This is a genomic window from Streptomyces sp. NPDC047917 (assembly GCF_043204345.1).
Lineage (GTDB): Bacteria > Actinomycetota > Actinomycetes > Streptomycetales > Streptomycetaceae > Streptomyces > Streptomyces sanglieri.
The window spans coordinates 322,585-349,026 of the sequence record NZ_JBIDCA010000002.1; the positions used below are offsets into that span (position 1 = coordinate 322,585).

The window sequence follows — 26,442 nt, forward strand, 5'->3', positions numbered from 1 at the left end:
CTCTTTTTCCCGGTGCGGGTGGGGGGGGTTGGGGGGGGGGGGGGGGGGGGGGGGCGCCCGGGGGGGGGGGGGGGCGCGGGGGGGGGGGGGGCCGCGGCGGGCCCCCCCCCCCCCCCGCCGTCTCAGAACTTGTTGCGCGGGGTGATGCCCAGCGACATGCCCGACAGGCCGCGCTGACGGCCGCCCAGCTTGTCCGCGATGGTGCGCAGCGCCTTGCCGGCCGGCGAGTCGGGGTCGGACAGGACGACCGGCTTGCCCTCGTCGCCGCCCTCACGCAGCCGTACGTCGATCGGGATGGAGCCGAGCACCGGTACCTCGGCGCCGACCGTCCTCGTCAGCCCCTCGGCCACCCGCGCGCCACCACCGGTACCGAACACATCGACCATCTCGTCGCAGTGCGGGCACGGCATGCCCGACATGTTCTCGACGACACCGACGATCTTCTGGTGGGTCTGCACGGCGATCGAACCGGCCCGCTCGGCGACCTCGGCCGCAGCCTGCTGCGGGGTCGTGACGACCAGGATCTCGGCGTTCGGCACCAGCTGCGCCACCGAGATCGCGATGTCGCCGGTGCCCGGCGGCAGGTCGAGCAGGAGGACGTCGAGGTCGCCCCAGTACACATCGGCGAGGAACTGCTGGAGCGCGCGGTGCAGCATCGGCCCGCGCCAGACCACCGGGGTGTTGCCCGGGGTGAACATGCCGATGGAGATGACCTTCACGCCGTGCGAGGACGGCGGCATGATCATGTTCTCGACCTGGGTCGGCTTGCCGTCCGCGCCGAGCATCCGCGGCACACTGTGCCCGTAGATGTCCGCGTCCACGACGCCGACCTTGAGACCGTCGGCGGCCATCGCCGCCGCCAGGTTCACCGTCACCGACGACTTGCCGACACCGCCCTTGCCGGACGCGACCGCGTAGACCCGGGTCAGCGAGCCGGGCTTGGCGAACGGCACCTCGCGCTCCGCCGTGCCGCCGCGCAGCGAGGAAGCGAGCTCCTTGCGCTGCTCGTCGCTCATCACGTCGAGCGTCACATCGACCCGCGAGACGCCTTCGACGCGGGCCACCGCGTCCGTCACGTTCTTCGTGATCGTCTCGCGCATCGGACAGCCTGAGACCGTGAGATAGACCGTGACAGCGACCGCACCGTCAGCATCGATCTCGACCGATTTCACCATGCCGAGCTCGGTGATGGGGCGGTGGATCTCCGGGTCGTTCACTGTCGCCAGTGCTTCAAGCACCGCGTCTTCCGTAGCCATACCTCGATAGTACGGGTGCGCGGAGCGCTCCCTGAGGGTGGTGGTGGGCGACGGGAGGGCGTTACGGCGCTTGTCGCTACGCGCGAGTAGCCTCCGTCAGCGGTCTTCGTCACTCTCGGCCGCGGACAGGGCCCGGCGGTCGTCCAGGTCCCTCACGAGGTCCTCCAGCTCGGAGCGGATCCAGTCGCGGGTGGCGACCTCGCCGAGCCCCATCCGCAGCGAGGCGATCTCCCGGGTGAGGTACTCGGTGTCCGCGATGGAGCGCTCGTTCTGTTTGCGGTCCTGCTCGTGGGTGACCCGGTCGCGGTCGTCCTGCCGGTTCTGCGCGAGCAGGATCAGCGGCGCCGCGTACGAGGCCTGGAGCGACAGCATCAGCGTCAGGAAGATGAACGGGTACTGGTCGAACCGCCAGGGCTCGGGTGCGAAGACGTTCCACACCACCCAGACGATGATGACCAGCGTCATCCAGACGATGAACCGCCCGGTGCCCAGGAAACGGGCGATCCGCTCGGAGAACCGGCCGAACGCCTCCGGGTCGTAATCGGGCAGCATCCGCCGGCGCGGGTCCTTCGGCTGGTCCAGCCGGGAGCGGGGCGGGCGCGCGATGCCCGAGGCCCCCACCGGCCCCGTCCTGGCGCGTTCCTCAGCGGCCACCGGCCACCCCCTCCTCGCCGTGGAAATCCGTCTCCCGCCAGTCCTCGGGCAGCAGGTGGTCGAGCACGTCGTCGACCGTCACCGCACCGAGCAGCGAGCCGCTCTCGTCCACGACGGGTACCGAGACCAGGTTGTACGCGGCCAGATAGCTCGTCACGGCCGACAGCGGGGTGTCCGGGGCCAGGGGGACGAGATCGCTGTCCACGATCGAGCTGACCAGGGCGTACGGCGGGTCCCGCAGCAGCCGCTGGAAGTGCACGGTGCCCAGGTACTTGCCGGTCGGCGTCTCGTCGGGCGACCGGCACACGTACACCTGGGCGGCGAGCGCCGGGGACAGGTCCGCCTGCCGGACCCGGGCGAGCGCGTCGGCGACCGTCGCGTCCGGCCGCAGGATGATCGGCTCGGTGGTCATCAGCCCGCCCGCGGTCCGCTCCTCGTACGACATCAGGCGCCGCACATCGGCCGCGTCGTCCGGCCGCATCAGCGTCAGCAGCCGCTCCTTGTCCTCCTCGGGCAGCTCGGACAGCAGGTCGGCCGCGTCGTCCGGGTCCATCGCCTCCAGGACGTCGGCGGCGCGCTCCTCCTGGAGCTTGCCGATGATCTCCACCTGGTCGTCCTCGGGCAGCTCCTCCAGGACGTCGGCGAGCCGGTCGTCGTCGAGGGCGGCCGCGACCTCGGCCCGCCGCTTCGGCGACAGGTGGTGCAGCGCGTTGGCCACGTCCGTCGGGCGCAGCCGTTCGAACGTGGCGACCAGGGATTCGGCGCCCTGCCCGTCCTCCTGCAGCGAGAACCCGCTGACCGCCGACCACTCGACCGTCAGCGTCTCGCCCTTGCGGCGCAGCGCCCCGCCCTTGCCCTTGCGTACGAAGTACTTGTCGATCTCCCAGTCGCGGCGGGCCGGGAGCTGCTGGACGGAGACGTCGAGGACGGTGACCTCCTCACCGGTCTCCACCAGGCGGACCCGCCGGTCGAGGAACTCGCCGAGCACCAGACGTTCGGTGGGCCGTTGTTCGAAGCGCCGCATGTTGACCACACCGGTGGTGACGACCTGGCCGGACTCGATCCCGGTCACCCGGGTCATCGGCAGGAAGATCCGGCGGCGGCTGAGCACCTCGACGACGAGCCCGAGCAGCCGGGGCGGCCTGCCGCCGACCCGGAGCATCGCGACCAGATCGCGGACCCGTCCCACCTGGTCGCCGTTGGGATCGAAGACCGGGACACCGGCGAGATGCGAGACGAACACCCGGGGGGCGCCTGCCGCCATGGTGCGCCTCCTTCTTCCGTGTACGACTTCACCGGATGGTCCGTTTGGCAGTCAATCAACCGTTATGACGGGATCAGGCTAGCCCGTACCGCTCCGGGTTGCCCCGGTGGAGCCGTCCGTACGGCTCCCTGCCGGAAGGTGTGCACGGCACAGGTACGCTGCCGTCTGCCACCCCCGAGATGCAGATGAGAGGCAGTGCGCCCGTGACCTCCTCCGTTCCGCCCGTCCGGGCCCGACGCCGGACCGCACTCGCAGCCCTGCTCTGTGCGGGGCTGGCCGTGACCCTCACGGCGTGCGGCGGCGAGGACCCGGACCAGGGGACCAACGGCGTCGGCAAGCTGGAAGCCGGCCAGATCGAGAAGAAGGCCCAGGACGCGGCGGACGCCGCCGGTACGGTGCGCCTCGCCGGGACGCTGGTCAGCAAGGGCGGTACGTACAAGCTGAACATGCAGCTCAAGGAGGACGGCGGCACCGGCTCCGTGGTCTCGAAGGACAGCACCTTCGAGCTGCTGCGGGTCGGTGACGAGCTCTACCTGAAGGCGGACTCCGGGTTCTGGAGCCACGAGGAGAAGTCCGGCGCCGGCAGTACGGCGGGCGGCACCGCCGCGGACAAGCTGAACGACAAGTACGTGAAGGTGCCCCAGGACGACCCCACGTACAAGCAGCTGCGCGGCTTCACGGACAAGGAGACCCTGCTCGACGGCCTGCTCTCGCTGCACGGCACCCTCAACAAGGGCGACCGGGAGAAGGTCGGCGCGGCCCGGACCGTCCAGATCATGGGCGGCAAGGGCGAGGGCGGCACGCTCGACGTATCGCTGGAGGGCACGGCGTATCCGCTGCGGTTCGCGCGCGGCGGTGGCGGGGGGACCGTCACCCTGTCGGACTGGGGCAAGGACTTCGCGCTGGAGGCACCGGCGCAGGAGGACACGGTCGACTACGGGAAGCAGCTGCCCAAGACCTCGTCCTGACGGGTGCGGGGTGCGGGCCGCAACGCGCTCGGGCCTCGTGGCCCGGCCCTCAGCCCTTGCGTCCCCGCTTCAGCAGTCGCGGCAGCCCCGCGGGCACCGGCCGTCGCGTGGTCGCGGGCGTCGGCAGCGGCGCCGCGGCCAGCGAGCCGTCCGGCAGCTCCGTGCGGAACTCGCCGGGCGTCAGCCGTAGCACCCGGCACTCGCGGGCCCACCGCTCCGTCAGCTGCTCGGCGTCCGGCGCGTTCAGCCGCTTGCCCTTGAGCTCGGCGACCGCGGCCTCCCACTCCTCGGAGTGCGGGGCGAGCTGAGACACCGCGGCCGTCCAGGCGACCAGCCGGCCGCCCTTGTCCTTGCTGCGCACGGTCACCTCGGCGGCGGACCCGTCGGTGAGCCCGGCCGGCAGCGGCTGCTCGCCGGGGCCGTCCCCGACCAGATACGCCGCGCCCTCGTGCCACACGTGCCACAGCGCCCGGGCGGGCCCGGTGCCCCGCACCCAGATCAGGCCCGACTTCTTGGTGGCCTCCTCGACGAGGGCCCGGCCCAGCGGCACGTCAGCGGCAGCAGCAGTCATGTCCGAACTCTATGGGAGGCGCACCGGGGCCGGGATCAGAGCCAGCCGTTGCGCTTGAGCATGCGGTGGATGGAGAAACAGACCACGCCGATGACGCCCAGCACCATCGGGTAGCCGTACCGCCACTTCAACTCCGGCATGTGGTCGAAGTTCATGCCGTAGACACCGCAGATCATCGTCGGTACGGCGATGATGGCCGCCCAGGACGTGATCTTGCGCATGTCCTCGTTCTGCGCGACGGTCGCCTGCGCCAGGTTGGCCTGGAGGATCGAGTTCAGCAGTTCGTCGAAGCCGATGACCTCCTCGTGCACCCGCGCCAGGTGGTCGGCGACGTCACGGAAGTACTTCTGGATGTCCGGGTCGATCAGCCGCATGGGCCGCTCGCTCAGCAGCTGCATCGGCCGCAGCAGCGGCGACACCGCCCGCTTGAACTCCAGGACCTCGCGCTTGAGCTGGTAGATCCGGCCGGCGTCGGAACCGCGCGGGCTGCCCTTCGCCGGGGTGGAGAAGACCTCGATCTCCACCTCGTCGATGTCGTCCTGCACGGCCCCGGCCACCGCGATGTAGCCGTCGACGACATGGTCGGCGATGGAGTGCAGCACCGCGGACGGGCCCTTGGCGAGCAGCTCGGGGTCGTCCTGCAGCCGGTGGCGCAGCGCGCGCAGCGAGCCGTGGCCGCCGTGCCGCACGGTGATGACGAAGTCCCGGCCGGTGAAGCACATCACCTCGCCGGTCTCGACCACCTCGCTGGTGGCGGTGAGTTCGGTGTGATCGACGTAGTGGATGGTCTTGAAGACGGTGAAGAGCGTGTCGTCGTAACGTTCCAGCTTCGGCCGTTGATGGGCGTGGACGGCGTCCTCGACGGCCAGCGGGTGCAGCCCGAACTCCCGGGCGATACCGGCGAATTCCTCCTCGGTCGGCTCGTGCAGACCGATCCAGGCGAAACCGCCCTCCTCCCGCACCTGGAGCATCGCCTCGTGCGGCGTGCGGCAGTTGCCGCTCTCCAGGCGCCGCCCGTCGCGGTAGACCGCGCAGTCGACGACCGCGCTGGAGGCGGACGGGTCACGGGTGGTGTCGTAGGCGTTGTGCAGTGCGTTGCTCTTGCGCAGGGACGGGCGCACGGCGGCGCGCAGGTCGCGGATCATCGACATGGCTGGCTCCTTCACGGAGGGCCGTGGTCGGGCACGTGGAACAGCCCGGAATGGGGACGTGTGCTCACGTCCGCAAAGCGGGCGGCACCGCAGCGGCACGACGACGGCGTTCGCTACAGACAGGCAAAAAAGGAGTGCTCTTCCGTCGTGCGCAAAGCCATGGGCCTCGACCGGGAGGCTCGGGAGGCTTCAGATCACCGGGAAAGGTGGAGGGCGGAAGAGCGGTTGGTACTGCACGATCGACTTCGATCCATTGCAGCCCCACCTCCTCCGGCCGGTCCCCCTTGGGGGATGACGTGTCGTCGGGGCTGAGAGCGACGCTTCTGCGTGCTGCCCCGACCAGCGGCCAAGACTATCAGCCGACTGACGGCCAATCCCTTACTTTGCCCGTTCCATACGCGTCCTATGCTCGCGGGATGGGAGAAATTCTTGCTCTGGTCGAGGCCCGGCTGCTGACGGCCCTCGGTGAACCGGACGCGCGCGCGGCGGTGACGTTCCTCGGCACGGACCGGATCGAGGTGCTCCGCTTCGTCGACGGCGATGTGGTGCGCTACGCCACGCTCGGCATGTCGGCACAGCCGATGGCCGACCCGGCCGCGGTCCTCGCCGACCCGGTGAAGGGGCCGCGCGCCGAACTGGTCATCTCCGTACGCGCCGGACTCGCCGACACCGACAAGGTGCTCCGCCCGCTCGCCGTGCTGGCGGCCTCCCCGCAGGTCGAGGGGGTGATCGTGGCGCCGGGCGCTTCGCTGGAGGTCGGTGAGCCGCTGTGGCCCGGTGCGCCGTTCAGCTCCGTGCTGGTCGCGGAGCCGGGCGGTCTGGTCGAGGACCTGGAGCTGGACGCGCCGATGGAGCCGGTGCGGTTCCTGCCGCTGCTGCCGATGACGAACAACGAGGCCGCGTGGAAGCGGGTCAGGGGGGCTCAGGAGCTCCAGGAACGGTGGCTCTCGCACGGCACGGACCTGCGTGATCCGCTGCGTGGCTCCGTGGCCCTGGACTGATCCGCAGCCTGGACTGATCCGTACCCCTGGACTGATCCGTACCCCTGCACTGCTCCCCACCCTGGACTGATCCGCGCCGCCGCAGGCGCGGGAGAGCCCCGCCGCGCGGCCAGGAGGGGGAGCCGCGGGCGGGGCCGGTACGGGGGCGGGGAGGTCAGTCGGCGAAGACCGTGACGCTGTCCTCGGTCGCGTGCTTCGGCTCCAGCTCCGTCGCCTCGTGGGCCAGCGCCGAACGCCGGATCCAGACAACGATCGCACCGGCCACGGCCGTGACCGCCGCGACCACGAACGGGATGTGGATGTTGCTCCACTCCTCGATCTTCGGCGCGAGGTACGGGGCGGCGGCCGCGGCGAACCAGCGGACGAAGTTGTAGCCGGCGCTCGCCACCGGGCGCGGTGCGTCGGACACACCGAGCGCCAGTTCCGTGTAGACGGTGTTGTTCATCCCGATGAAGGCACCGGAGACGATCGTGCAGACGATGGCGGTGGTGTGGTCGCCGTAGCCCAGGACCAGGAGGTCGACGGCGAGCAGCACCAGCGAGGCGCCGAGCACCTTCAGCGAGCCGAAGCGCTCCTGGAGCCGCGGGGCGACCAGCACCGAGAAGACCGCGAGCAGCAGGCCCCAGGCGAAGAACACCGCGCCCGACTTGTACGGCGTCATGTTCAGCACGAACGGTGTGAACGCCAGGATCGTGAAGAACGAGTAGTTGTAGAAGAACGCCGAGGTCGCCACCGAGGCCAGCCCGCCGTGGCCGAGCGCCTTGATCGGGTCGAGCAGCGAGGTCTTCCTGGCCGGCCTGGGCTGTTCCTTCAGGAACGCCGTGATGCAGATGAAGCCGATGGCCATCAGCGCGGCCGTGCCGAAGAACGGGTAGCGCCAGCTGGCGTCACCGAGCAGCGCGCCGACCAGCGGCCCGCAGGCCATGCCGAGGCCGAGCGCCGACTCGTAGAGCAGGATCGCCGCCGAGCTGCCGCCGGCCGCCGCGCCGACGATCACGGCCAGCGCGGTCGACACGAAGAGCGCGTTGCCCAGCCCCCAGCCGGCCCGGAAGCCGACGAGTTCGCCGACCGAGGACGAGGTGCCGGAGAGCGCGGCGAAGACGACGACGAGCGCGAGGCCGGCCAGCAGCGTCTTGCGGCCGCCGATCCGGCTGGACACGAAGCCGGTGACCAGCATCGCCACGGCGGTGATCAGGAAGTACGAGGTGAAGAGCAGGGACACCTGACTCGGCGTCGCCTCCAGGCCCTTGGCGATGGACGGCAGAATCGGGTCCACCAGGCCGATTCCCATGAACGCGACGACAGAGGCGCCCGCCGTGGCCCAGACGGCCTTCGGCTGGCGCAGGATGCTGCCCGCGCCCTGATCGAACGGATCCTCTCCCTGCATGGGTCTTCTCACTCTCCGCTAGATAGGTGTGATACGCATAGAATAAGTTAGATAACCTAATGAGTGCAAGTTACATCTATTTCCGCAGGTGGAGCCGCGCTGCGGACGGGTGATCTTCCTTGACGCGGCGACGGTCCTGGAGGACCGTTGGTCGCTATGAGGGGCGAACCCAGTTGCCCGAAGTGCGGAGGCCGGGTCAGAGCACCCGGTCTGTTCGCCGACACCTGGCAGTGCGCCGTGCACGGCAGCGTGCAGCCGCTCCAGCCGGTCGTCCCGCCCAGCGTCGAAGGGCTGGGGGTGGTGGTGCGCCGCGCCCAGGTCCCGGTCTGGATGCCCTGGCCGCTGCCGGTGGGCTGGCTGTTCACCGGAGTGGCGAGCGCGGGTGACGACCGCAGCGGTGGCCGGGCCACCGCCGTCGCCTGCTCCGGCCCCGGACCCGTCGGCGGCATCGGCGAACTGCTGCTCGTCACCGAGGAGCTCGGCATCGGACTCGGCGCGCGCTACGCGGGGATCGACGGCCCCGACCCCGGCCCGCACCTGGACGTCGAGGGCCCGCCGGACGTCAAGATGCTCGCCGCCGGACGCCCCACCCCGCTGTGGCACGTCAAGGGCGCCCCCGCCGACCGGGCGGTCTTCGCGGGCGAGGCGCGCGGACTCTGGCTCTGGGCGATCGTCTGGCCCGAGCAGTCCGGACTCCTGATGTACGACGAGCTGGTGCTCGCCGATCTGCGCGAGGCGGGGGGCGAGATGGAGCTCGTACCCTGCGGGGCGCTCACCCCGCGGCTGCTCGGCTGAGGGGCGCTGCCGGGGACCCCGCACCCGGCCGGGCGCCGTTCGAACGCCGGTTATCCTAGAACGTCCCCTTGGTCCGCCCCGAGCACTGGAGTACGCGTCGTGCGCATCGACCTGCACACCCACTCCACCGCGTCGGACGGCACGGACACCCCCGCGCAGCTGGTGGCGAACGCCGCCGCCGCGGGCCTGGACGTCGTCGCGCTCACCGACCACGACACCGTGCGCGGTCACGCCGAGGCGGCCGCCGCCCTCCCCGAGGGGCTCACCCTCGTCACCGGCGCCGAGCTCTCCTGCCGGATCGACGGCGTGGGCCTGCACATGCTGGCGTACCTCTTCGACCCCGACGAGCCCGAGCTGGCCCGCGAACGCGAACTCGTACGCGACGACCGGGTGCCGCGCGCCCGCACCATGGTGCGCAAGCTCCAGGAGCTCGGCGTGCCCGTCGAGTGGGAGCAGGTCGCCAGGATCGCCGGGGACGGATCGGTCGGCCGGCCGCACGTCGCCACCGCACTCGTCGAGCTCGGCGTCGTCGAGACCGTCTCCGACGCCTTCACGCCCGAATGGCTCGCGGACGGCGGGCGGGCCTACGCCGAGAAGCACGAGCTCGACCCCTTCGACGCGATCCGGCTGGTCAAGGCCGCCGGCGGCGTCACCGTCTTCGCGCACCCGGCCGCCGTCAAGCGCGGCGAGGTGGTGCCCGAGTCGTCGATAGCGCGGCTCGCCGCCGCGGGTCTCGACGGCATCGAGGTCGACCACATGGACCACGACGAGCCGACCCGGGCCGCACTGCGCGGGCTCGCCCGCGATCTGGGCCTGCTGACGACCGGATCCAGCGACTACCACGGCAGCCGCAAGACCGTCGGGCTCGGCGAGTACACCACCGACCCCGAGATCTACGGCGAGATCACCCGGCGTGCCACGGGAGCCTTCCCGGTGCCGGGCGCCGGCGGGCGCGGCCCCGCGTAACGACGCACGCGTCGGGGCCGCAGCACGGACCCGTACCGCCGTCCCCGCACCTCTCCACGTTCCACTTCCACGCACCCGGCCGCCGCCATGGCCTCGGGGTGCGCTCCTTCAGGCCGTTTCTCTCTTCTCGCAAGGCTCACTGTGTTCGACGTCGCTGTCTTCGGATCCCTTTTTCTCACGCTTTTTGTGATTATGGATCCGCCTGGGATCACCCCGATCTTCCTCGCGCTCACCGCCGGCCGACCCGCCAAGATGCAGCGCAAAATGGCGTTGCAGGCGGTCGCCGTCGCCTTCGGCGTGATCGCCGTCTTCGGCGTGCTCGGCCAGCAGATCCTCGACTATCTGCACGTCTCCGTCCCCGCCCTGATGATCGCGGGCGGACTGCTCCTGCTGCTGATCGCGCTCGATCTGCTCACCGGCAAGACCGACGAGCCGACGCAGACCAAGGACGTCAACGTGGCGCTCGTACCGCTGGGCATGCCGCTGCTCGCCGGGCCCGGCGCGATCGTGTCGGTGATCCTGGCCGTGCAGCACGCCGACAGCGTGGGCAGCCAGATCTCGGTCTGGTCGGCGATCGTCGCCATGCACATCGTGCTCTGGCTGACCATGCGCTACTCGCTGCTGATCATCCGGGTCATCAAGGACGGCGGCGTCGTGCTGGTGACCAGGCTGGCGGGAATGATGCTCTCCGCCATCGCCGTACAGCAGATCATCAACGGTGTCACCCAGGTCGTCCAGAACGCCTGATGGCCCCCCGGACGCCACAGCGCCCCCGTACGGACCTTCCGTACGGGGGCGCTTCGTCTCTGTGCGTCGTCTGCGTTACGAAGCCGAGGTTTCGGCCGGGCGGATATAGATGCGCTGGCCCACGGCTGCGGCCTGCTGCACGATCCGGTTGACGGAGGCGGCGTCCACGACGGTGCTGTCCACGGCGGTACCGTCGACATCGTCGAGTCGCATGATCTCGAAGCGCATAGGGCTTCCCTTCGTCTGATCCTCCTGCTGGAGAACTACTGGGAGGACGGGTGGCCCGTCCGCAAGGATGAGAGCCCAGGACATCCCTGTCCTGCGCTCCACGATGTGTACAACGGCTTGCTTCCTGCAAACATTCCCTACGCTAAGGAAATTTTTTGGATGTCTAAGTATCAGCAGGTCACCGAGCATGCGCGGGCGACAAGGTCCACGACGAGGCCCGAATGAACGAGGCAGAGATCCGCGAGCGCCTGGACCTCACCAACGAGCTGCTCCAGCGCATGCTCGCCGAGGTGTCGAAGACCCCCTCGACCCACGCGATCTTCGTGGACGCGGGCTATGTGTACGCCGCGGCCGGACTGCTCGTCACCGGCACCGAGGACCGCCGCTCCTTCGACCTCGACGCGGAAGGACTGATCGAGGCCTTCATCGACAAGGCCCGGACGATCTTCGCGGACAGCAGACTGCTCCGCGTGTACTGGTACGACGGAGCCAGGCGGCGCATCCACACCACCGAGCAGCAGTCCATCGCCGAACTGCCCGACGTCAAGGTCAGACTCGGCAACCTCAACGCCAACAACCAGCAGAAGGGCGTCGACTCACTCATCCGCACCGACCTCGAATCGCTCGCCCGGCACCGCGCCATCAGCGACGCCGCACTGGTCGGCGGCGACGAGGACCTGGTCTCCGCGGTGGAGGCGGCTCAGGGCTACGGGGCCCGGGTGCACCTGTGGGGCATCGAGGCGGGCGAGGGGCGCAATCAGGCCGAACCGCTGCTCTGGGAGGTCGACAGCCAGCGCACCTTCGACCTGGACTTCTGCCGCCCGTACGTCACCAGACGCCCCGTCACCACCTACGAGGACGACACCCCCGCGCCCGCGCGCGAGGACGTCCGCTTCGTCGGCGCGCAGATCGCCGCGGCCTGGCTGGCCGCCCGGGGCCGCGAGTCGCTCGCCGACCTGCTGCCCGGCCACCCGTATCTCCCGGGCTCCGTCGACCAGGACCTGCTGGTCGAGGCCGAACGGCTGCTCCAGCACTCGCTGCGCGGCCACGCACACCTGCGGCGGGCCCTGCGCGACGGCTTCTGGCAGCACCTCCAGTCGCAGTACTGAGCCCTCGCGGCCCAGGTCCTACAGGCTGTCCCAGTACGCGGCGATCGCGGCCGCCGTCTCCTGCGGGCGGTCCGTGTTGGGGGAGTGCTCGGCGCCCGCGATCCGGGTGCGGTGCGCGCCGAGCCGCCGCGCCATGTCGTCGAGCAGCGGCACCGGCCAGGTGTCGTCGCGCTCGCCGGAGAGCACATGGACCGGGAGCGGTACGGCGGCGAGTTCGGCCACCCGGTCCGGCTCGGTCGCCAGCCGGCGCCCGGTGGCGATCAGCTGGGCCGGCCGGTGGCGCAGCCAGCGCCGGCGCAGCGCCTCGCCGTCCGCCGACGCCACCTCCTCCGGCGGATCGAGGGCGCGCATCGCCTCCCAGACCCGGGCCATGCCCATCGTCGCCAGGGCGTCGCCGAGCACCTTCACCTTGAGCTGCTGGGCCTCGACGACCTCGGCGGGCCCCGACGACATGAGCGTCAGTGAACGGAACGGCGAGGCGTCGAGCAGCACGGCGGCGCGGGCGATCTGCCCGCCGAGCGAGTGCCCCAGCAGATGCACGGTGCCGGCGTCGCCGAGCACGGTGGCCTGGGCGAGCACATCGCGGGCCAACTCGCCCTGCTCGTAATCCTCCTGACGGTCCGTCCCGTCCGTCTCGTACTGCCCGCGGCCGTCCACGGCGACGGTCCGGTACCCGGCGGTCGAGAGCGGTTCGAGGAGCGCCACGAAGTCCTCCTTGCTGCCCATGTAGCCGGGCAGCAGGAGGGCGGTGCCGCGGACGGCACCGGGCGGCGCGGCGTCCAGCACGGCGAAGTCACCGCGCGAGGTGCGCAGCTGGTGGGCGTGGGCGCAGGGGGGCGGGGTGAAGGTGTGCGGCCGGCTCATGGGACGAGGTTATGCCGTGGCACGTCCCACGGGCAGCGGGGAGTGCCACGAACGCCGGACGGGCCCGAGGATGTCCTCGGGCCCGTCCGGCGTTCGTCGGCTGCTGCTCAGCCTTCGGCCGTGGCGGCGGCCGCACGCGGCGCCCGACGCCTGCGCGGCTTCGCCTCGGCCTCCTCGGCGCCCGGGGTCTCGGCCACGGTCTCCGCCTTCGGCTTGGCGGCCGCACGGGTGCGGCGGCGCGGCTTGGTGTCGGTGACCGGCTCCGAGATCGGGGCGATCTGGAAGTCGACCTCGTCCTCGGCCGGCTTGACGACACGGGCCCGGCGACGCGGCTTGGTCACCGTCTTCGTCTCGGCGACCGGCTCGGAGACCGGGGCGATCTGGAAGTCGACCTCGTCCTCGGCCGGCTTGACCACGCGGGCCCGGCGGCGGCGCGGCTTGGTCTCGGCCACGGCCTCGACCGGCGCGGCCTTGGCCGCCTTGGGCTCCACCACGACCTCGACCACGGCCTCCACCGTGCTCACCACGGCCTCGGCTGCGGCCTCGGCCGCGCCGACCCGGGTGCGACGGCGGCGACGCGGCGTACGCGGCTCCGCCGGGGCGTCGACGGCCTCGGTGGACGGAGCCGGCACCGCGGCGGCGGACGCCGCTTCGGAGACGGCGGAGCCGCCCCGGGTGCGACGGCGCTGACGCGGCGTGCGCGGCGCACGCTCCTCGCGGACGGCGGGCGCCGAGGCCGCGGCGGACTTGCGGCCGCGGCCGCCCGTCTCGCCGAGGTCCTCGATCTCCTCGGCCCGCAGACCCGCCCGGGTCCGCTCGGCGCGCGGCAGGACACCCTTGGTGCCGGCCGGGATGTCGAGCTCCTCGAAGAGGTGCGGCGAGGTGGAGTAGGTCTCGACCGGGTCGTTGAACTTCAGGTCGAGCGCCTTGTTGATCAGCTGCCAGCGCGGGATGTCGTCCCAGTCGACCAGCGTGATCGCGATGCCCTTGGCACCCGCGCGACCGGTCCGGCCGATGCGGTGGAGGTACGTCTTCTCGTCCTCCGGCGACTGGTAGTTGATGACGTGGGTCACACCCTCGACGTCGATGCCGCGCGCCGCGACGTCGGTGCAGACGAGCACGTCCACCTTGCCGTTGCGGAAGGCGCGCAGCGCCTGCTCACGGGCGCCCTGGCCGAGGTCGCCGTGGACCGCGCCGGACGCGAAGCCGCGCTTCTCCAGCTGCTCGGCGATGTCGGCCGCCGTGCGCTTGGTACGGCAGAAGATCATCGCGAGGCCGCGGCCGTTGGCCTGCAGGATGCGGGAGACCATCTCCGGCTTGTCCATCGAGTGGGCCCGGAAGACGTGCTGCGAGATGTTCGCGACGGTCGCGCCCTCGTCGTCGGGCGAGGTGGCGCGGATGTGCGTCGGCTGCGACATGTAGCGGCGCGCGAGGCCGATGACGGCGCCCGGCATCGTCGCGGAGAACAGCATCGTCTGGCGCGTCGCCGGAAGCATCGTGATGATCTTCTCGACGTCGGGCAGGAAGCCCAGGTCGAGCATCTCGTCGGCCTCGTCGAGGACCAGCGCGCGGACGTGCGAGAGGTCGAGCTTGCGCTGTCCGGCCAGGTCGAGCAGGCGGCCCGGGGTGCCGACGATCACGTCGACGCCCTTCTTCAGCGCCTCGACCTGCGGCTCGTACGCGCGACCGCCGTAGATCGCGAGAACGCGGACGTTGCGCACCTTGCCGGCGGTCAGCAGGTCGTTGGTGACCTGCTGGCAGAGCTCACGGGTGGGGACGACGACCAGCGCCTGCGGCGCCTCGGTCAGCTTCTCGGGTCCGGCCCGGCCGGCCTCGACGTCCGCGGGGACGGTGACGCGCTCCAGCAGCGGCAGACCGAAACCGAGGGTCTTGCCGGTGCCGGTCTTGGCCTGGCCGATGACATCGGAGCCGGAGAGCGCTACGGGGAGCGTCATCTCCTGGATGGGGAACGGGGACACAATGCCGACGGCCTCAAGGGCCTCGGCCGTCTCGGGAAGAATCCCGAGTTCACGAAACGTAGTCAGGGTGCTGCCTCTTCTGTGAGACGCGGCCCGAGGCGAACGCTGGGGGTCGTACCGTGCCGGGGTTGGTCATCCGGCCGTGGATGGGCCGGGTGGCGCGGGACCACTGCCGTCGCTCGAGCGCTCGTGCCGCTGAGGGGCCCCTCATCTGCGGTCGTACGTGTCGTACGCCCCGCGTGGAGGGCTGTCGGGTCGGAGCCGATCGGGCCACCGACCGGGCATCCTCATTCGTTTTCACCATTTTCACGCCACCGGTACATCCAAAATACTCAGTAGACGCAATACCACTGTACCCCGGATTCGCGCATGTGTGTTGGGCGAATTCATCGGAACGGTGTGATGTCACTGGCTGACCAGGCCCTTCCGTCCCCCGCCGGGCGGGCTATTCTGCGCTTCATGGAGACGCCTGACAACGCCACTGAAACCTCCGAGCCCACCGGAATCGCCGCCCAGGACTGGGCCACCGCTTCCGCGGAGCCGCAGTACCGGGCAGCGGTCGTGGACCTGCTGGGAGCACTCGCGTACGGGGAGCTGGCGGCCTTCGAGCGGCTCGCCGAAGACGCCAAACTCGCGCCGACACTGGCCGACAAGGCGGAACTGGCGAAGATGGCCTCCGCCGAATTCCACCACTTCGAGCGGCTGACGGACCGGCTGGCCGCGGTCGACGTGGAGCCGACCGGTGCCATGGAGCCCTTCGCCAAGGCGCTCGACGACTTCCACCGCCAGACCGCGCCGTCGGACTGGCTGGAGGGCCTGGTCAAGGCGTACGTCGGCGACTCGATCGCCAGTGACTTCTACCGGGAGGTCGCGGTCCGGCTCGACTCGGACACCCGCTCCCTCGTCCTGGCCGTGCTCGACGACACCGGGCACGGCAACTTCGCCGTCGAGAAGGTGCGCGCCGCGATCGAGGCGGACCCGCGCGTCGGCGGCCGGCTCGCGCTCTGGGCACGCCGCCTGATGGGCGAGGCGCTCTCCCAGGCCCAGCGGGTGGTGGCCGACCGCGACGCGCTGTCGACGATGCTCGTCGGCGGCGTGGCCGACGGCTTCGACCTGGCCGAGGTCGGGCGGATGTTCTCGCGGATCACCGAGGCGCACACCAAGCGGATGGCCGCGCTGGGACTGGCCGCGTAGCCGGATCATCGGGGCCGGCCCGCCGGGGCCGGCCTCAGGCCGCCGCTGATCGTCTCAGCGGGCGGCTGCGGGGGCGGATCAGCAGCGAGAGCGGCACGGCCCCGATCAGCGCCGAGCCGACCAGCGCGGCCACGGCATGGCCCGGACCCAGCACCGAGTGCATGAGATACGCGCCGAACAGGCCTCCCAGGGCGCCGGTGGCGAAGACGGCACGACGGGACGGGAGCCGGTCCGGCAGCGAGCGGAGCGCCAGCCAGGCGAGGACGAGTCCGAGCAGTACGGAGCCGAGCGGTACCAGGATCACAGATGATCACCTCGCGAGTTGCGGGGCGGCTAGGGCCTCTCCGGCAGGTCAGGCCCTAAATCGGTCGTTAGCGGTCCTACCCGTGGGTTGCGGAACGCAACCCTCCTGGGCACAGGCTTCACACAGAGATCGCCGGCACCGGCCGGAACGGGGAGCGGCCCGGTGGGAGATCCCACCGGGCCGCTGCCTCGGTCACTGCTTGAGGGCGTGCTGGACTACAGCGCGCCGAACCCCACCCGACGGGTGCTGGGCTCGCCGATCTCCACGTAGGCGATCCGGTCGGCCGGCACCAGGACCTTGCGGCCCTTCTCGTCCGTGAGGCTGAGCAGCTGCGCCTTGCCGGCGAGAGCCTCGGCGACCGCGCTCTCGACCTCTTCGGCGGAAAGCCCGCTCTCCAGAACGATCTCCCGGGGCGTGTGCTGCACCCCGATCTTGACCTCCACGGCTATGTCCCTCCGACGGTCAGTCCCTGCGCGGTGAGCCGCGCCGTACGCAGCACACATTAGCCCGCTGCGGGGGACCGCCAGTGGCCGGTGGGCAACGCCCGCAGCGAACACGGGCGCGGCCGCGCCGGGCGGCCCCGCATCAGTGCTGATCGATGCCGTGCAGCGGGAAGCCCGCGATGCCCCGCCAGGCCAGCGACGTGAGGAGCTGGACCGCGGTGTCGCGCGGAATGGCCGAACGGCTGGAGAGCCAGTAGCGGGCGACCACCTGGGAGACACCGCCCAGGCCGACCGCGAGCAGCATCGACTCGTCCTTGGACAGCCCCGTGTCACCGGCGATGACGTCGGAGATCGCCTCGGCGCACTGCAACGAGACCCGGTCGACGCGCTCGCGCACCGCCGGCTCGTTGGTCAGGTCGGACTCGAAGACCAGCCGGAAGGCGCCGCCCTCGTCCTCCACGTACGCGAAGTACGCGTCCATGGTCGCCGCGACCCGCAGCTTGTTGTCGGTGGTCGACGCCAGCGCCGTGCGGACCGCCTGCAGAAGCGATTCGCAGTGCTGGTCGAGCAGGGCCAGATAGAGCTCCAGCTTGCCCGGGAAGTGCTGGTAGAGCACCGGCTTGCTGACCCCGGCCCGCTCGGCGATGTCGTCCATCGCGGCGGAGTGGTAGCCCTGCGCCACAAAGACTTCCTGCGCGGCGCCCAGCAGCTGATTGCGTCGGGCGCGGCGAGGCAGGCGAGTGCCTCGCGGGCGCGCCGCCTCGGTCTGCTCGATGGCTGTCACGCCGCCTCCCAAATTTGTGATCGGACACAGCTATTGCGTGCACGCTGCGCCGTACAGCCATCGTACTTTTGGGTAACCCGGGTATGCGCGGCGCGGACGCAGAATTTCATGGACCGGACGACTGCGGTAGCCACAGATTGCCCGGCCACCGGAACAAATCAGGTTGTATCAGCGGTATTCGTCCTCATCCTGTGTGACGACTCGGGCCTGCTCCGCCGCATCCGCCTCGTCGGCACCGTTCCGGTCGATCTCGGTGAGCGGTTCGTCGCTCCGCTGCTGGAGATCGGCCCGCTGCTCGGCGGCGTCCGCCCGGGGCGTCTCCTGGCCGGGTTCGTCCGGCTGGATGTCCTCGAAGGTCTCCGGGTCGCTGGGGTCGACCGTCATGGTGACTCCCTTCCTTGCTTCGAGCGTAGGAGCTGCGCCCCCGGGCCGCTACGCGGTCTGTGACAGCGAACACATGAATCGGGGTGTGATCGTCTCGTAACATTGCCGCATGTCTTCGACCGAGCTGCCGGGAGTCCGTGCCGTCGCCGCCGCGGTGTCCCCCGCGGTGGGCACCGTCGGGGTCGCGGAGGGGGAGGAGCTGCGCTCCGTCGCGCTGCCCGGGCTGACGCTGACCGTACGGTCCCGGCCGCAGGAGCGGGCCGGACTGCCGCCCGCGCTCTACGTGCACGGGCTCGGCGGCTCCTCGCGGAACTGGTCGGCGCTGATGCCGCTGCTCCAGGACGTGGTGGCCGGCGAGGCCGTCGACCTGCCCGGCTTCGGCGACTCCCCGCCCCCGGACGACGGGAACTACTCGGTCACCGGGCACGCCCGTGCCGTGATCCGGTTCCTCGACGCGGACGGGCGCGGACCGGTACATCTGTTCGGCAATTCGCTCGGCGGTGCCGTGGCCACCCGGGTCGCCGCGGTCCGTCCGGACCTGGTGCGTACCCTCACCCTCGTCTCGCCCGCCCTCCCGGAACTGCGGGTGCAGCGCTCCGCCGTGCCGACGGGGCTGCTCGCGGTGCCCGGTGTGGCCGGCCTGTTCGCCCGGCTGACCAGGGACTGGTCGGCCGAGGACCGTACCCGGGGGGTGACCGCGCTCTGTTACGGCGATCCGGGCCGCGTCTCCGAACCGGGCTTCCGCGCCGCGGTGGCCGAAATGGAGCGCCGCATGGAGCTGCCGTACTTCTGGGACGCGATGGCGCGCTCGGCACGTGGCATTGTCGATGCGTACACGCTCGGCGGTCAGCACGGACTGTGGCGCCAGGCCGAGCGGGTGCTCGCACCGACCCAGCTCGTGTACGGCGGACGGGACCAGCTCGTCTCGTACCGGATGGCACGCAAGGCGGCCGCGGCCTTCCGGGACTCCCGGCTGCTGACGCTGCCCGACGCGGGGCACGTGGCGATGATGGAGTACCCGGAGGTGGTCGCCCAGGCCTTCCGGGAACTGCTCGACGAACGCGGCGGGAGCTGATCCGGGGCGTGGGACGACATAGTCGAAAGGGCCCCAAACCCTCGGGGCCCGACATCGAGGCCGCTGCCGCGGACGCGGGCGGCGACCGCGAGAGCACCCGGCAGCCCGGCCCCGGCACCGGCCGGCGCCGGAGGGCGGCGGAGGCGCCGGGAGGCCCCGACGGGCACGCCCCGTTCCAGCAGGCCGGACACGTCCGAGGCGGCCACCCCGAGCAGCGCGAACCCGGCGGCGGCTGGGGGACCGGGCCGCAGCCCCGGTTCCGCGCCGAGGACCACCGGACCGCGGGGCGGCAGACCTCGGCCCAGCCGCAGGGGACGCCCCGTCAGCAGTCGCAGACCGGTACCCGGCCGCTGATACCGGGCCCGCGCCGGGAGTTCGTCGAAGCGTTCGACTCGGCGCCCGCCCCGCCCGCACGGCGCGGGCCCTCCGTCCCGCCGGCCCGTCCCGCCGATCCGCACGCTCCGGCAGCCGAGGGGGACGAGCAGCCGCCCGGAGGTACCGACGGCCCGGCACCCGCCAGGGACGGCCAGGGTGCCAAGGACGGCAAGGACGCCAAGGGCGCCAGGGGGCGCACCTTCACCGGGATCGCGGCCGCCGCGGTGACCACCGTGCTCGCGGTGGTCGTGGCCGGTCAGGTCGCCCAGGACAACGGTGGCGGGGCCACCGCCGCGCAGCCCGCGGGCGTCGACCGGGAAGGACCCGACGGCACCTCCCGCTCGGACGACCGGGAGACCCCGAAGCCGGTGCGGGTCAAGCCGCTCTCGTACGAGCAGAAGATGGCCAAGGCCTATCCGCTCGCGCCGAAGCTGAAGGCCTCGGGGAAGTTCGAGGCGGTCCCGGGGACGGCGAAGGCCCCGGGCAGGGGACACAAGTACAGGTACCGGATCGACGTGGAGAAGGGCCTCGGTCTCGACGCCGCGCTCTTCGCCAGGGCTGTCCAGGAGACGCTCAACGACGACCGCAGCTGGGCGCACGACGGGGAGATGACCTTTGAGCGGATCTCCTCCGGCGACCCCGACTTCGTGATCACCCTGGCCAGCCCGGGGACCACCGGCGAGTGGTGCGAGAAGTCGGGTCTGGACACCACGGTGGACAACGTCAGCTGCGACTCCGCCGCGACCGAGCGCGTGATGATCAACGCCTACCGCTGGGCACAGGGGTCCTCGACCTTCGGTCCGGACAAACTCTTCGCCTACCGCCAGATGCTGATCAACCATGAGGTCGGTCACCGGCTGGGGCACAACCATGTGAGCTGCGGCACGCGCGGCGCCCTCGCGCCGGTGATGCAGCAGCAGACCAAGTCGCTGAACATCGACGGAGTCAAGTGCCGCCCCAACGCCTGGGTGCATCCGCCCAGTTGATCCGGGAAGGGGCGGCCCCGCGGGTGCGACGGGCCGCCTCCCGGGCCCGCCGGGCCCCGTGTCCGTACGTGGAACCGCCACACGCATGCCCAGGGGCTGTCCGAATGGTGAGACGACCGTCTCAATTCGCGTTGACATCCCCTGGGTGGTGAACCATATTTCTCGGCATGTCACACGGCCCCGTCCTCCCCGATCGCGCAGTCATAGAGCTGGCGCTCATCGGTGTGACCGGGCACAGTGTCGCCGACATCGACTGTTGCTGACGCCTGCCCGAGCGCGCGTCCGCCCGCGGTCCGAGCCCTGAACGGGCCGGGCCGCCACGCATGACCGCCGCGCCGGGCGCATTCCGTCCGCAGGCGCGGCAGTTCGCTGTTTCCGGTCACCTTCTCCTCTTCCCCTTCCACTGACCGGCTGTGTGCACTGGCTCTCGTCGCCGCCTGCGCGGAACCATTCCGTCCGTTTCTCCAGGCAGTACACCCGAGAGGTCATCTTCCGATGCGTCAACCGTCCGTCATATCGCGCCGCGTGGCCGCGGCCACCGCAGTACTCGTCGTGGCGGCGGGTGCCGCGGCCTGCGGGCCCAAGGACAACAAGGGCGGAGACAGCGGCTTCGGCGCGGCGGGCAAGCCGCAGAAGGGCGGCACGCTCACCGTCCTCAACAGCAAGCCGCAGGAGGACTTCGACCCCGCGCGGCTCTACACCTCCGGCGGCGGCAACGTCCCGTCCCTGGTCTTCCGTACGCTCACCACCCGCAACCGGGAGGACGGCGCCGCCGGCGCGAAGGTCGTACCCGACCTCGCGACCGACCTGGGCACGCCCAGCAAGAACGCCACCGTGTGGACGTACACCCTCAAGGACGGCCTGAAGTACGAGGACGGCACGGCGATCACCAGTGCCGACATCAAGTACGGCATCGAGCGCTCCTTCGCCGCCGAGCTCTCCGGCGGTGCGCCCTATCTGCGCGACTGGCTGATCGGCGGCGCCGGCTACCAGGGCCCGTACAAGGACAAGAAGGGCCTCGACTCGATCGAGACGCCCGACGCGAAGACGATCGTCTTCCACCTCAACAAGCCGGAGGGTGAGTTCCCCTTCCTGGCCACCCAGACCCAGACCACCCCGGTGCCCAAGGCCAAGGACAACGGCACCAAGTACGAGGAGCACCCGATCTCCTCGGGTCCGTACAAGGTGGTCAAGAACGAGGGCGACGGCGAGCGCCTGATCCTGGAGCGCAACCCGCACTGGTCGGCGTCGACCGACGAGGAGCGCAAGGCGTACCCCGACCGGATCGACGTGCGCTCCGGCCTCGACTCCGCCGTCATCAACCAGCGGCTGTCCGCCTCGCAGGGCGCCGACGCAGCCGCCGTCACCACCGACACCAACCTGGGCCCGGCCGAGCTGGCCAAGGTCACCGGCGACAAGAAGCTCGCTTCCCGCGTCGGCACCGGCCACTTCGGCTACACCAACTACATCGCGTTCAACCCGAAGGTGAAGCCCTTCGACAACCCGAAGGTGCGTCAGGCGATCTCGTACGCCGTCGACCGCTCCTCCGTGGTCAACGCGGCCGGCGGCTCCTCGCTCGCCGAGCCCGCCACCACCTTCCTGCCCGACCAGGCGGCGTTCGGGTACACGCCGTACGACCACTTCCCGGCCGGCAGGAACGGCGACCCGGCCAAGGCCAAGGAACTGCTGAAGGAGGCCGGCTACCCCGAGGGGCTGACCGTCACCCTCACCCACTCCAACGACAAGGACTTCGCCACCAGCCCGGAGATCGCCACCGCGCTCCAGGAGGCGCTGAAGAAGGCCGGCATCACGGTCAGGCTCCAGGGACTGGAGAGCAACGACTACTCCGACACGGTCTACAACCTGAAGAGCGAGCCCGGCTTCTTCCTCGGTGGCTGGGGTGCCGACTGGCCGTCCGGCGGCCCGTTCTTCGCGCCGATCTTCGACGGGCGCCAGATCGTCAAGTCCGGCTACAACTTCAACTCCGGTCAGCTGAACGACCCCGCGGTCAACAAGGAGATCGACGAGATCAACAAGCTGACCGACCTGGGCGCCGCCGCGAAGCGCTGGGGCGCGCTCGACAAGAAGGTCGGTGAGCAGGCACTCACCGTGCCGCTGTTCCACCCGGTCTACAAGCGTCTGTACGGCGAGTCCGTCAAGAACGTCGTGATCAGCGACTGGACCGGCGTGCTCGACATCTCGCAGGCCGCGGTCAAGTAGTCATGGCAGAAGCAATTCCGGTCGAGGGGGCGGAGGCCGCGAAGGCCCCCGCCCCCGGGGCCCATCCGTTCTGGCGGCGGCTGCGCGCCCGGCGCTCGGCCCTGGTGGCGGCCACGATCGTCGTCCTGCTGGTCGTGGCCGCGCTCGCCGCGCCGCTGCTCGCGGGCATCGAGGGCCAGGACCCCACCACGTACCACCCGGATCTCGTCGACTCCGCCTCCGGCGGGGTGCCCGTCGGCTCCTTCGGCGGGATCAGCGCCGAACACTGGCTCGGCGTCGAACCGCTCACCGGACGCGACCTGTTCGCCCGCATCGTGTACGGCGCCCGGGTCTCGCTCGGCGTCGCGCTCGGCGCCACCCTGCTCCAGGTGATCATCGGCGTCTCCATCGGGCTCGCGGCCGGGCTCGGCAACCGCTTCGTCGACCAGGCGCTCAGCCGGGTCACCGACGTCGTGGTCGCGCTGCCCGTCATGGTGACCGCGCTCGGCGCGCTCGCCGTCGTACCCACGGACTTCCCCCGCCCGGTCCTGATCGCCGTGATCATCGGCCTGGTCGGCTGGTCCGGAACCTCGAAGATCGTGCGCGCCCAGACGCTCTCGCTGAAGTCGCGCGACCACGTCGCCGCTGCCCGGCTCAGCGGCTGGGGCTCCTGGCAGATCGCCAGGCGCGAACTGCTGCCCGCGCTGGCCGCCCCCGTCATCACCTACGCGGTGCTGCTCTTCCCGTCCAACATCGTCGTCGAGGCGGCCCTGTCCTTCCTCGGCGTGGGCATCAAGCCGCCCACGCCGTCCTGGGGACAGATGCTCAGCGACGCCGACACCTGGTACCAGGCGGCACCCACCTATCTGCTGATCCCCGCCCTGCTGCTCTTCGTCACCGTGCTGGCGCTGACCGTCCTCGGCGAGGGCGTACGCACCGCGCTCGACCCGCGCGCCGAGTCCCGGCTGCGGATCGGCACCGGACGGAAGAAGGAGGCCGACGCGTGAAGTGGTTCCTGCTCAGACGCCTCGGCGGCGCACTCTTCGTGCTGCTCGCCCTCAGCGTCGTCGTCTACGCCGCCTTCTACGTGGCCCCCGGCAACGTCGCGCAGATCGCCTGCGGTCCGCGCTGCTCGCCCGCACAGGTGGCGCAGGTCAGCGAACAACTGCACCTGGGCGACCCGCTGTACACGCAGTACTGGCACTTCCTCCAGGGGCTCTTCGCCGGCCGCGACTACTCGACCGGCACGGGGGTGCTGCACTGCCAGGCGCCCTGCCTGGGGCTCTCGTACCAGAGCGACCAGCAGGTCACCGAGCTGATCCTGGCCAAGCTCCCCGCCACCGCCTCGCTCGCCGTCGGCGCCTTCGTGCTGTGGATGCTGCTCGGCGTCGGCACCGGACTGCTCTCGGTGTGGCGGCGCGGCCGGCCGACCGAGCGCGTCCTCACCTGGATCACCCTGGCGGGCATGGCCACCCCGGTCTTCGTCATCGGGCTGCTGCTGATCATCATCCTGGTGACGGCGCTCCAGATCCTGCCGTTCCCGGACTACGTACCGCTCACCGAGGACCCCGAGCAGTGGGCCTGGAACCTGCTGCTGCCCTGGATCTCGCTGGCCCTGGTGTCAGCGGCCCCGTACGCCCGGATGACCCGGGCCTCGATGATGGAGACCCTCGCCGAGGACCATGTGCGCACCTTCAGGGCGTACGGGGTCGGCGAACGGGCGCTCGTCGGGCGGCACGCGCTGCGCGGTGCGCTGGCGCCGGTGATCGCGCTCGGCGCACTCGACATCGGCTCGATGTTCGGCGGCGCCGTCCTCACCGAGTCGCTCTTCGGGATTCCGGGGGTCGGCCGGGAACTCGTCGACGCCGTGAAGCACGTGGACCTTCCGGTGGTCGTCGGTCTGGTGCTGGTCACCGGCTTCTTCGTGGTCCTCGCCAATGCCGTCGCGGACATTCTCCAGGCGATGGCCGACCGACGGGTGGTACTGGCATGAGCCTGGTCGAAGTCTCCGATCTCTCGATCTCGTTCGGCGACGTACGGGCCGTGGACGGGCTGTCGTTCTCGCTGGAGGCCGGCGGCGCGCTCGGCGTGGTCGGCGAGTCCGGCTCCGGCAAGAGCGCCTCGGCGTACGCCCTGCTCGGACTCCACCGGGGGACCGGCGCGAAGGTCGGCGGCTCGATCCGGGTCGCCGGGGTGGACGTGGGCGCCGCGGACGACGCGGAACTGCGGGCGCTGCGCGGCGCCAGGGCCGCGATGGTCTTCCAGGACCCGCTGTCCTCGCTGGACCCGTACTACGCGGTCGGCGACCAGATCGCCGAGGTGTACCGGGTGCACAACCGGGCCTCCCGCCGGGCGGCGCGGGCGCGGGCGGTGGAGGTGCTGGACCGGGTCGGGATCCCCGACGCGGCACGGCGCTCCCGGTCGCGGCCGCACGAGTTCTCCGGCGGCATGCGCCAGCGGGCGCTGATCGCCATGGCGCTGGCCTGCGAGCCCCAGCTGCTCATCGCCGACGAGCCGACGACCGCCCTGGACGTCACCGTCCAGGCGCAGATCCTGGACCTGCTCCACGATCTGCGCCGCGAGACGGGAATGGGGCTGCTGCTGGTCACGCACGACGTGGGCGTGGCGGCGGAGTCGGTCGACGAGGTGCTGGTCATGCAGTCGGGCCGGGCGGTGGAACGGGGACCGGTGGGCGAGGTGCTGGTGGCGCCGCGCGAGCCGTACACGAAGGCGCTGCTGTCCGCGGTGCCCCGGGTGACGGAGCCGCGCGTCGCGCCCGGCGCGGCGGCGGACGACGGCGAGGTGCTCGTCGAGGCCGTCGACGTCCGGCAGGTGTTCGGCAGGGGCAAGACCGCCCTCGCCGCCGTCGACGGGGTCTCCCTCACCGTCCGGCGCGGCGAGACCCTCGGCGTCGTCGGGGAGAGCGGCAGTGGCAAGACCACCCTCGGGCGGATGCTCGTCGGACTGCTGGAGCCCACCTCGGGGCGGCTCACCCGCGACGCCCGGGTGCAGATGGTCTTCCAGGACCCCGTCTCCTCCCTCAACCCACGCCGCTCCATCGGTGAGTCGGTCGCCGACCCGCTGCGCGCCGCCGGGCAGCGCGACGGGGCCGCGATCAGGGCGCGGGTGCGGGACCTGCTGACCCGGGTCGGGCTCGACCCGGACAGCTACGACCGCTACCCGCACGAGTTCAGCGGCGGACAGCGCCAGCGCGTCGGGATCGCCCGCGCACTGGCCGCCGAGCCGGAACTGATCGTCTGCGACGAGGCGGTCTCCGCGCTCGACGTGACGACCCAGGCCCAGGTGACCGCCCTGCTCGCGGAACTCCAGCGGGAGCTGGGCCTCGCCCTGGTCTTCATCGCGCACGACCTCGCCGTCGTACGGCAGGTCAGCGACCGGGTCGCCGTCATGCGGCAGGGCCGGATCGTCGAGGAGGGCGGGGTGGACCAGGTGTACGGCGCCCCGCGTGACCCGTACACCAAGCAGCTGCTGGCGGCCGTCCCCGCGCTCGATCCGGCACTCGCGGCGGTGCGCCGCGCGGCCCGCAAGGAGCTGGCCGCCGCCTGACCCTGAGTGACCGTACGCTCCCATAGCGCGACAGAACGTCGCCGGTGCGGGAAAGTTACGACGGTTCACCCCTTTCGGTGGTGGGGGGGGGGGCCGCCCCCCCCCCCCCCCCCCCGGACGCACTGCGGTCGACCCCGGGGGGGGGGGCCTCCCCACCCCGCGCCCCCCCCCCCCGGGGGGGGGGGGGGTGT

At 71.3% G+C, this 26,442-nt stretch carries 27 protein-coding genes; 14 read left to right on the forward strand and 13 right to left on the reverse strand.

What is annotated here, in order from left to right:
• Positions 1-122: 122 nt before the first annotated feature.
• The 3 genes from ACGF8B_RS05135 to ACGF8B_RS05145 form a co-directional block, all read right to left on the reverse strand.
• Positions 123-1,256 carry an Mrp/NBP35 family ATP-binding protein gene (locus ACGF8B_RS05135; protein WP_392734920.1) on the reverse strand — a complete coding sequence of 378 codons (1,134 nt, stop codon included), beginning with the start codon at positions 1,254-1,256 and terminating at the stop codon, positions 123-125.
• Positions 1,257-1,352: 96 nt separating this feature from the next.
• Positions 1,353-1,910 carry a DUF1003 domain-containing protein gene (locus ACGF8B_RS05140; RefSeq protein ID WP_392734922.1) on the reverse strand — a complete coding sequence of 186 codons (558 nt, stop codon included), beginning with the start codon at positions 1,908-1,910 and terminating at the stop codon, positions 1,353-1,355.
• The gene (locus tag ACGF8B_RS05145) at positions 1,900-3,174 is read right to left on the reverse strand and encodes a magnesium transporter MgtE N-terminal domain-containing protein (protein ID WP_392734923.1); all 1,275 of its coding nucleotides are present in this window, start codon (positions 3,172-3,174) and stop codon (positions 1,900-1,902) included. Before ACGF8B_RS05145 ends, ACGF8B_RS05140 begins: the two co-directional genes overlap by 11 nt.
• Before the next feature lie 203 nt (positions 3,175-3,377).
• Between ACGF8B_RS05145 and ACGF8B_RS05150 the strand changes: the two genes are divergently transcribed.
• Complete coding sequence (locus tag ACGF8B_RS05150; RefSeq protein WP_392734925.1) at positions 3,378-4,142, forward strand: hypothetical protein; 765 nt, start codon at positions 3,378-3,380, stop codon at positions 4,140-4,142.
• Between the two features lie 49 nt (positions 4,143-4,191).
• Here the strand turns inward: ACGF8B_RS05150 and ACGF8B_RS05155 are convergent, their stop codons facing one another.
• Both ACGF8B_RS05155 and ACGF8B_RS05160 read right to left on the reverse strand, forming a co-directional pair.
• On the reverse strand, positions 4,192-4,713 hold the full coding sequence (locus tag ACGF8B_RS05155) for a hypothetical protein (protein ID WP_392734928.1): 522 nt from the start codon (positions 4,711-4,713) through the stop codon (positions 4,192-4,194).
• A gap of 35 nt (positions 4,714-4,748) precedes the next feature.
• On the reverse strand, positions 4,749-5,864 hold the full coding sequence (locus ACGF8B_RS05160; protein ID WP_392734930.1) for a magnesium and cobalt transport protein CorA: 1,116 nt from the start codon (positions 5,862-5,864) through the stop codon (positions 4,749-4,751).
• A 416-nt stretch (positions 5,865-6,280) separates the two neighbouring features.
• On the opposite strand from ACGF8B_RS05160, the gene ACGF8B_RS05165 reads away from it, so the two are divergent.
• On the forward strand, positions 6,281-6,865 hold the full coding sequence (locus ACGF8B_RS05165) for a suppressor of fused domain protein (RefSeq protein WP_392734931.1): 585 nt from the start codon (positions 6,281-6,283) through the stop codon (positions 6,863-6,865).
• Positions 6,866-7,019: 154 nt separating this feature from the next.
• Here the strand turns inward: ACGF8B_RS05165 and ACGF8B_RS05170 are convergent, their stop codons facing one another.
• Positions 7,020-8,252, reverse strand: coding sequence for an MFS transporter (locus ACGF8B_RS05170; protein WP_392734933.1), 1,233 nt, complete (start codon positions 8,250-8,252; stop codon positions 7,020-7,022).
• 156 nt (positions 8,253-8,408) lie between these two features.
• Here ACGF8B_RS05170 and ACGF8B_RS05175 point away from each other — a divergent pair, with 156 nt between their 5' ends.
• From ACGF8B_RS05175 to ACGF8B_RS05185, 3 genes are all read left to right on the forward strand, one after another.
• Entirely contained in the window at positions 8,409-9,047 is a 639-nt protein-coding gene (locus ACGF8B_RS05175) for a DUF6758 family protein (RefSeq protein WP_342282821.1), read from the forward strand.
• A 99-nt stretch (positions 9,048-9,146) separates the two neighbouring features.
• A complete protein-coding gene (locus ACGF8B_RS05180; protein WP_392734935.1) occupies positions 9,147-10,013 on the forward strand; it encodes a PHP domain-containing protein in 867 nt (288 codons plus the stop codon).
• A gap of 141 nt (positions 10,014-10,154) precedes the next feature.
• A complete protein-coding gene (locus ACGF8B_RS05185; RefSeq protein ID WP_266912492.1) occupies positions 10,155-10,760 on the forward strand; it encodes a MarC family protein in 606 nt (201 codons plus the stop codon).
• A gap of 75 nt (positions 10,761-10,835) precedes the next feature.
• Here the strand turns inward: ACGF8B_RS05185 and ACGF8B_RS05190 are convergent, their stop codons facing one another.
• Positions 10,836-10,988 (reverse strand): hypothetical protein, encoded by a 153-nt coding sequence (locus ACGF8B_RS05190; protein ID WP_266729866.1) that lies wholly within the window; start codon positions 10,986-10,988, stop codon positions 10,836-10,838.
• Positions 10,989-11,209: 221 nt separating this feature from the next.
• Between ACGF8B_RS05190 and ACGF8B_RS05195 the strand changes: the two genes are divergently transcribed.
• Positions 11,210-12,097: an NYN domain-containing protein gene (locus ACGF8B_RS05195; RefSeq protein ID WP_342282818.1), complete on the forward strand. Its 888-nt coding sequence runs from the start codon at positions 11,210-11,212 to the stop codon at positions 12,095-12,097.
• Between the two features lie 18 nt (positions 12,098-12,115).
• Here ACGF8B_RS05195 and ACGF8B_RS05200 read toward each other — a convergent pair whose 3' ends face one another.
• Entirely contained in the window at positions 12,116-12,961 is an 846-nt protein-coding gene (locus ACGF8B_RS05200; protein WP_392734939.1) for an alpha/beta fold hydrolase, read from the reverse strand.
• Between the two features lie 107 nt (positions 12,962-13,068).
• Positions 13,069-14,916, reverse strand: coding sequence for a DEAD/DEAH box helicase (locus ACGF8B_RS05205; RefSeq protein ID WP_392734941.1), 1,848 nt, complete (start codon positions 14,914-14,916; stop codon positions 13,069-13,071).
• A 483-nt stretch (positions 14,917-15,399) separates the two neighbouring features.
• Between ACGF8B_RS05205 and ACGF8B_RS05210 the strand changes: the two genes are divergently transcribed.
• The gene (locus ACGF8B_RS05210; protein ID WP_342282815.1) at positions 15,400-16,134 is read left to right on the forward strand and encodes a ferritin-like fold-containing protein; all 735 of its coding nucleotides are present in this window, start codon (positions 15,400-15,402) and stop codon (positions 16,132-16,134) included.
• 34 nt (positions 16,135-16,168) lie between these two features.
• Here the strand turns inward: ACGF8B_RS05210 and ACGF8B_RS05215 are convergent, their stop codons facing one another.
• The 4 genes from ACGF8B_RS05215 to ACGF8B_RS05230 form a co-directional block, all read right to left on the reverse strand.
• A complete protein-coding gene (locus ACGF8B_RS05215; RefSeq protein ID WP_392734943.1) occupies positions 16,169-16,438 on the reverse strand; it encodes a hypothetical protein in 270 nt (89 codons plus the stop codon).
• Positions 16,439-16,653: 215 nt separating this feature from the next.
• Positions 16,654-16,881, reverse strand: a complete 228-nt coding sequence (locus tag ACGF8B_RS05220) for a DUF3107 domain-containing protein (protein WP_392734944.1) — start codon at positions 16,879-16,881, stop codon at positions 16,654-16,656.
• A gap of 142 nt (positions 16,882-17,023) precedes the next feature.
• A complete protein-coding gene (locus ACGF8B_RS05225; protein ID WP_018105511.1) occupies positions 17,024-17,665 on the reverse strand; it encodes a TetR/AcrR family transcriptional regulator in 642 nt (213 codons plus the stop codon).
• 168 nt (positions 17,666-17,833) lie between these two features.
• Positions 17,834-18,049, reverse strand: coding sequence for a hypothetical protein (locus tag ACGF8B_RS05230; protein WP_392734947.1), 216 nt, complete (start codon positions 18,047-18,049; stop codon positions 17,834-17,836).
• 109 nt (positions 18,050-18,158) lie between these two features.
• On the opposite strand from ACGF8B_RS05230, the gene ACGF8B_RS05235 reads away from it, so the two are divergent.
• The 7 genes from ACGF8B_RS05235 (at position 18,159) to ACGF8B_RS05265 (ending at position 26,251) form a co-directional block, all read left to right on the forward strand.
• A complete protein-coding gene (locus ACGF8B_RS05235) occupies positions 18,159-19,124 on the forward strand; it encodes an alpha/beta hydrolase (protein ID WP_392734948.1) in 966 nt (321 codons plus the stop codon).
• Positions 19,125-19,132: 8 nt separating this feature from the next.
• The gene (locus ACGF8B_RS05240; RefSeq protein ID WP_392734950.1) at positions 19,133-20,485 is read left to right on the forward strand and encodes a DUF3152 domain-containing protein; all 1,353 of its coding nucleotides are present in this window, start codon (positions 19,133-19,135) and stop codon (positions 20,483-20,485) included.
• 167 nt (positions 20,486-20,652) lie between these two features.
• Positions 20,653-20,748, forward strand: coding sequence for an Ms4533A family Cys-rich leader peptide (locus tag ACGF8B_RS05245; RefSeq protein ID WP_323138501.1), 96 nt, complete (start codon positions 20,653-20,655; stop codon positions 20,746-20,748).
• Positions 20,749-20,980: 232 nt separating this feature from the next.
• Positions 20,981-22,705 carry an ABC transporter substrate-binding protein gene (locus ACGF8B_RS05250; RefSeq protein WP_392734951.1) on the forward strand — a complete coding sequence of 575 codons (1,725 nt, stop codon included), beginning with the start codon at positions 20,981-20,983 and terminating at the stop codon, positions 22,703-22,705.
• A 2-nt stretch (positions 22,706-22,707) separates the two neighbouring features.
• Positions 22,708-23,691 (forward strand): ABC transporter permease, encoded by a 984-nt coding sequence (locus tag ACGF8B_RS05255; protein ID WP_392734953.1) that lies wholly within the window; start codon positions 22,708-22,710, stop codon positions 23,689-23,691.
• Positions 23,688-24,677: an ABC transporter permease gene (locus tag ACGF8B_RS05260; protein ID WP_392734956.1), complete on the forward strand. Its 990-nt coding sequence runs from the start codon at positions 23,688-23,690 to the stop codon at positions 24,675-24,677. The genes ACGF8B_RS05255 and ACGF8B_RS05260 overlap by 4 nt, the downstream gene beginning before the upstream one ends.
• Entirely contained in the window at positions 24,674-26,251 is a 1,578-nt protein-coding gene (locus ACGF8B_RS05265) for a dipeptide ABC transporter ATP-binding protein (protein ID WP_392734957.1), read from the forward strand. The genes ACGF8B_RS05260 and ACGF8B_RS05265 overlap by 4 nt, the downstream gene beginning before the upstream one ends.
• The last annotated feature ends 191 nt before the right edge of the window (positions 26,252-26,442 follow it).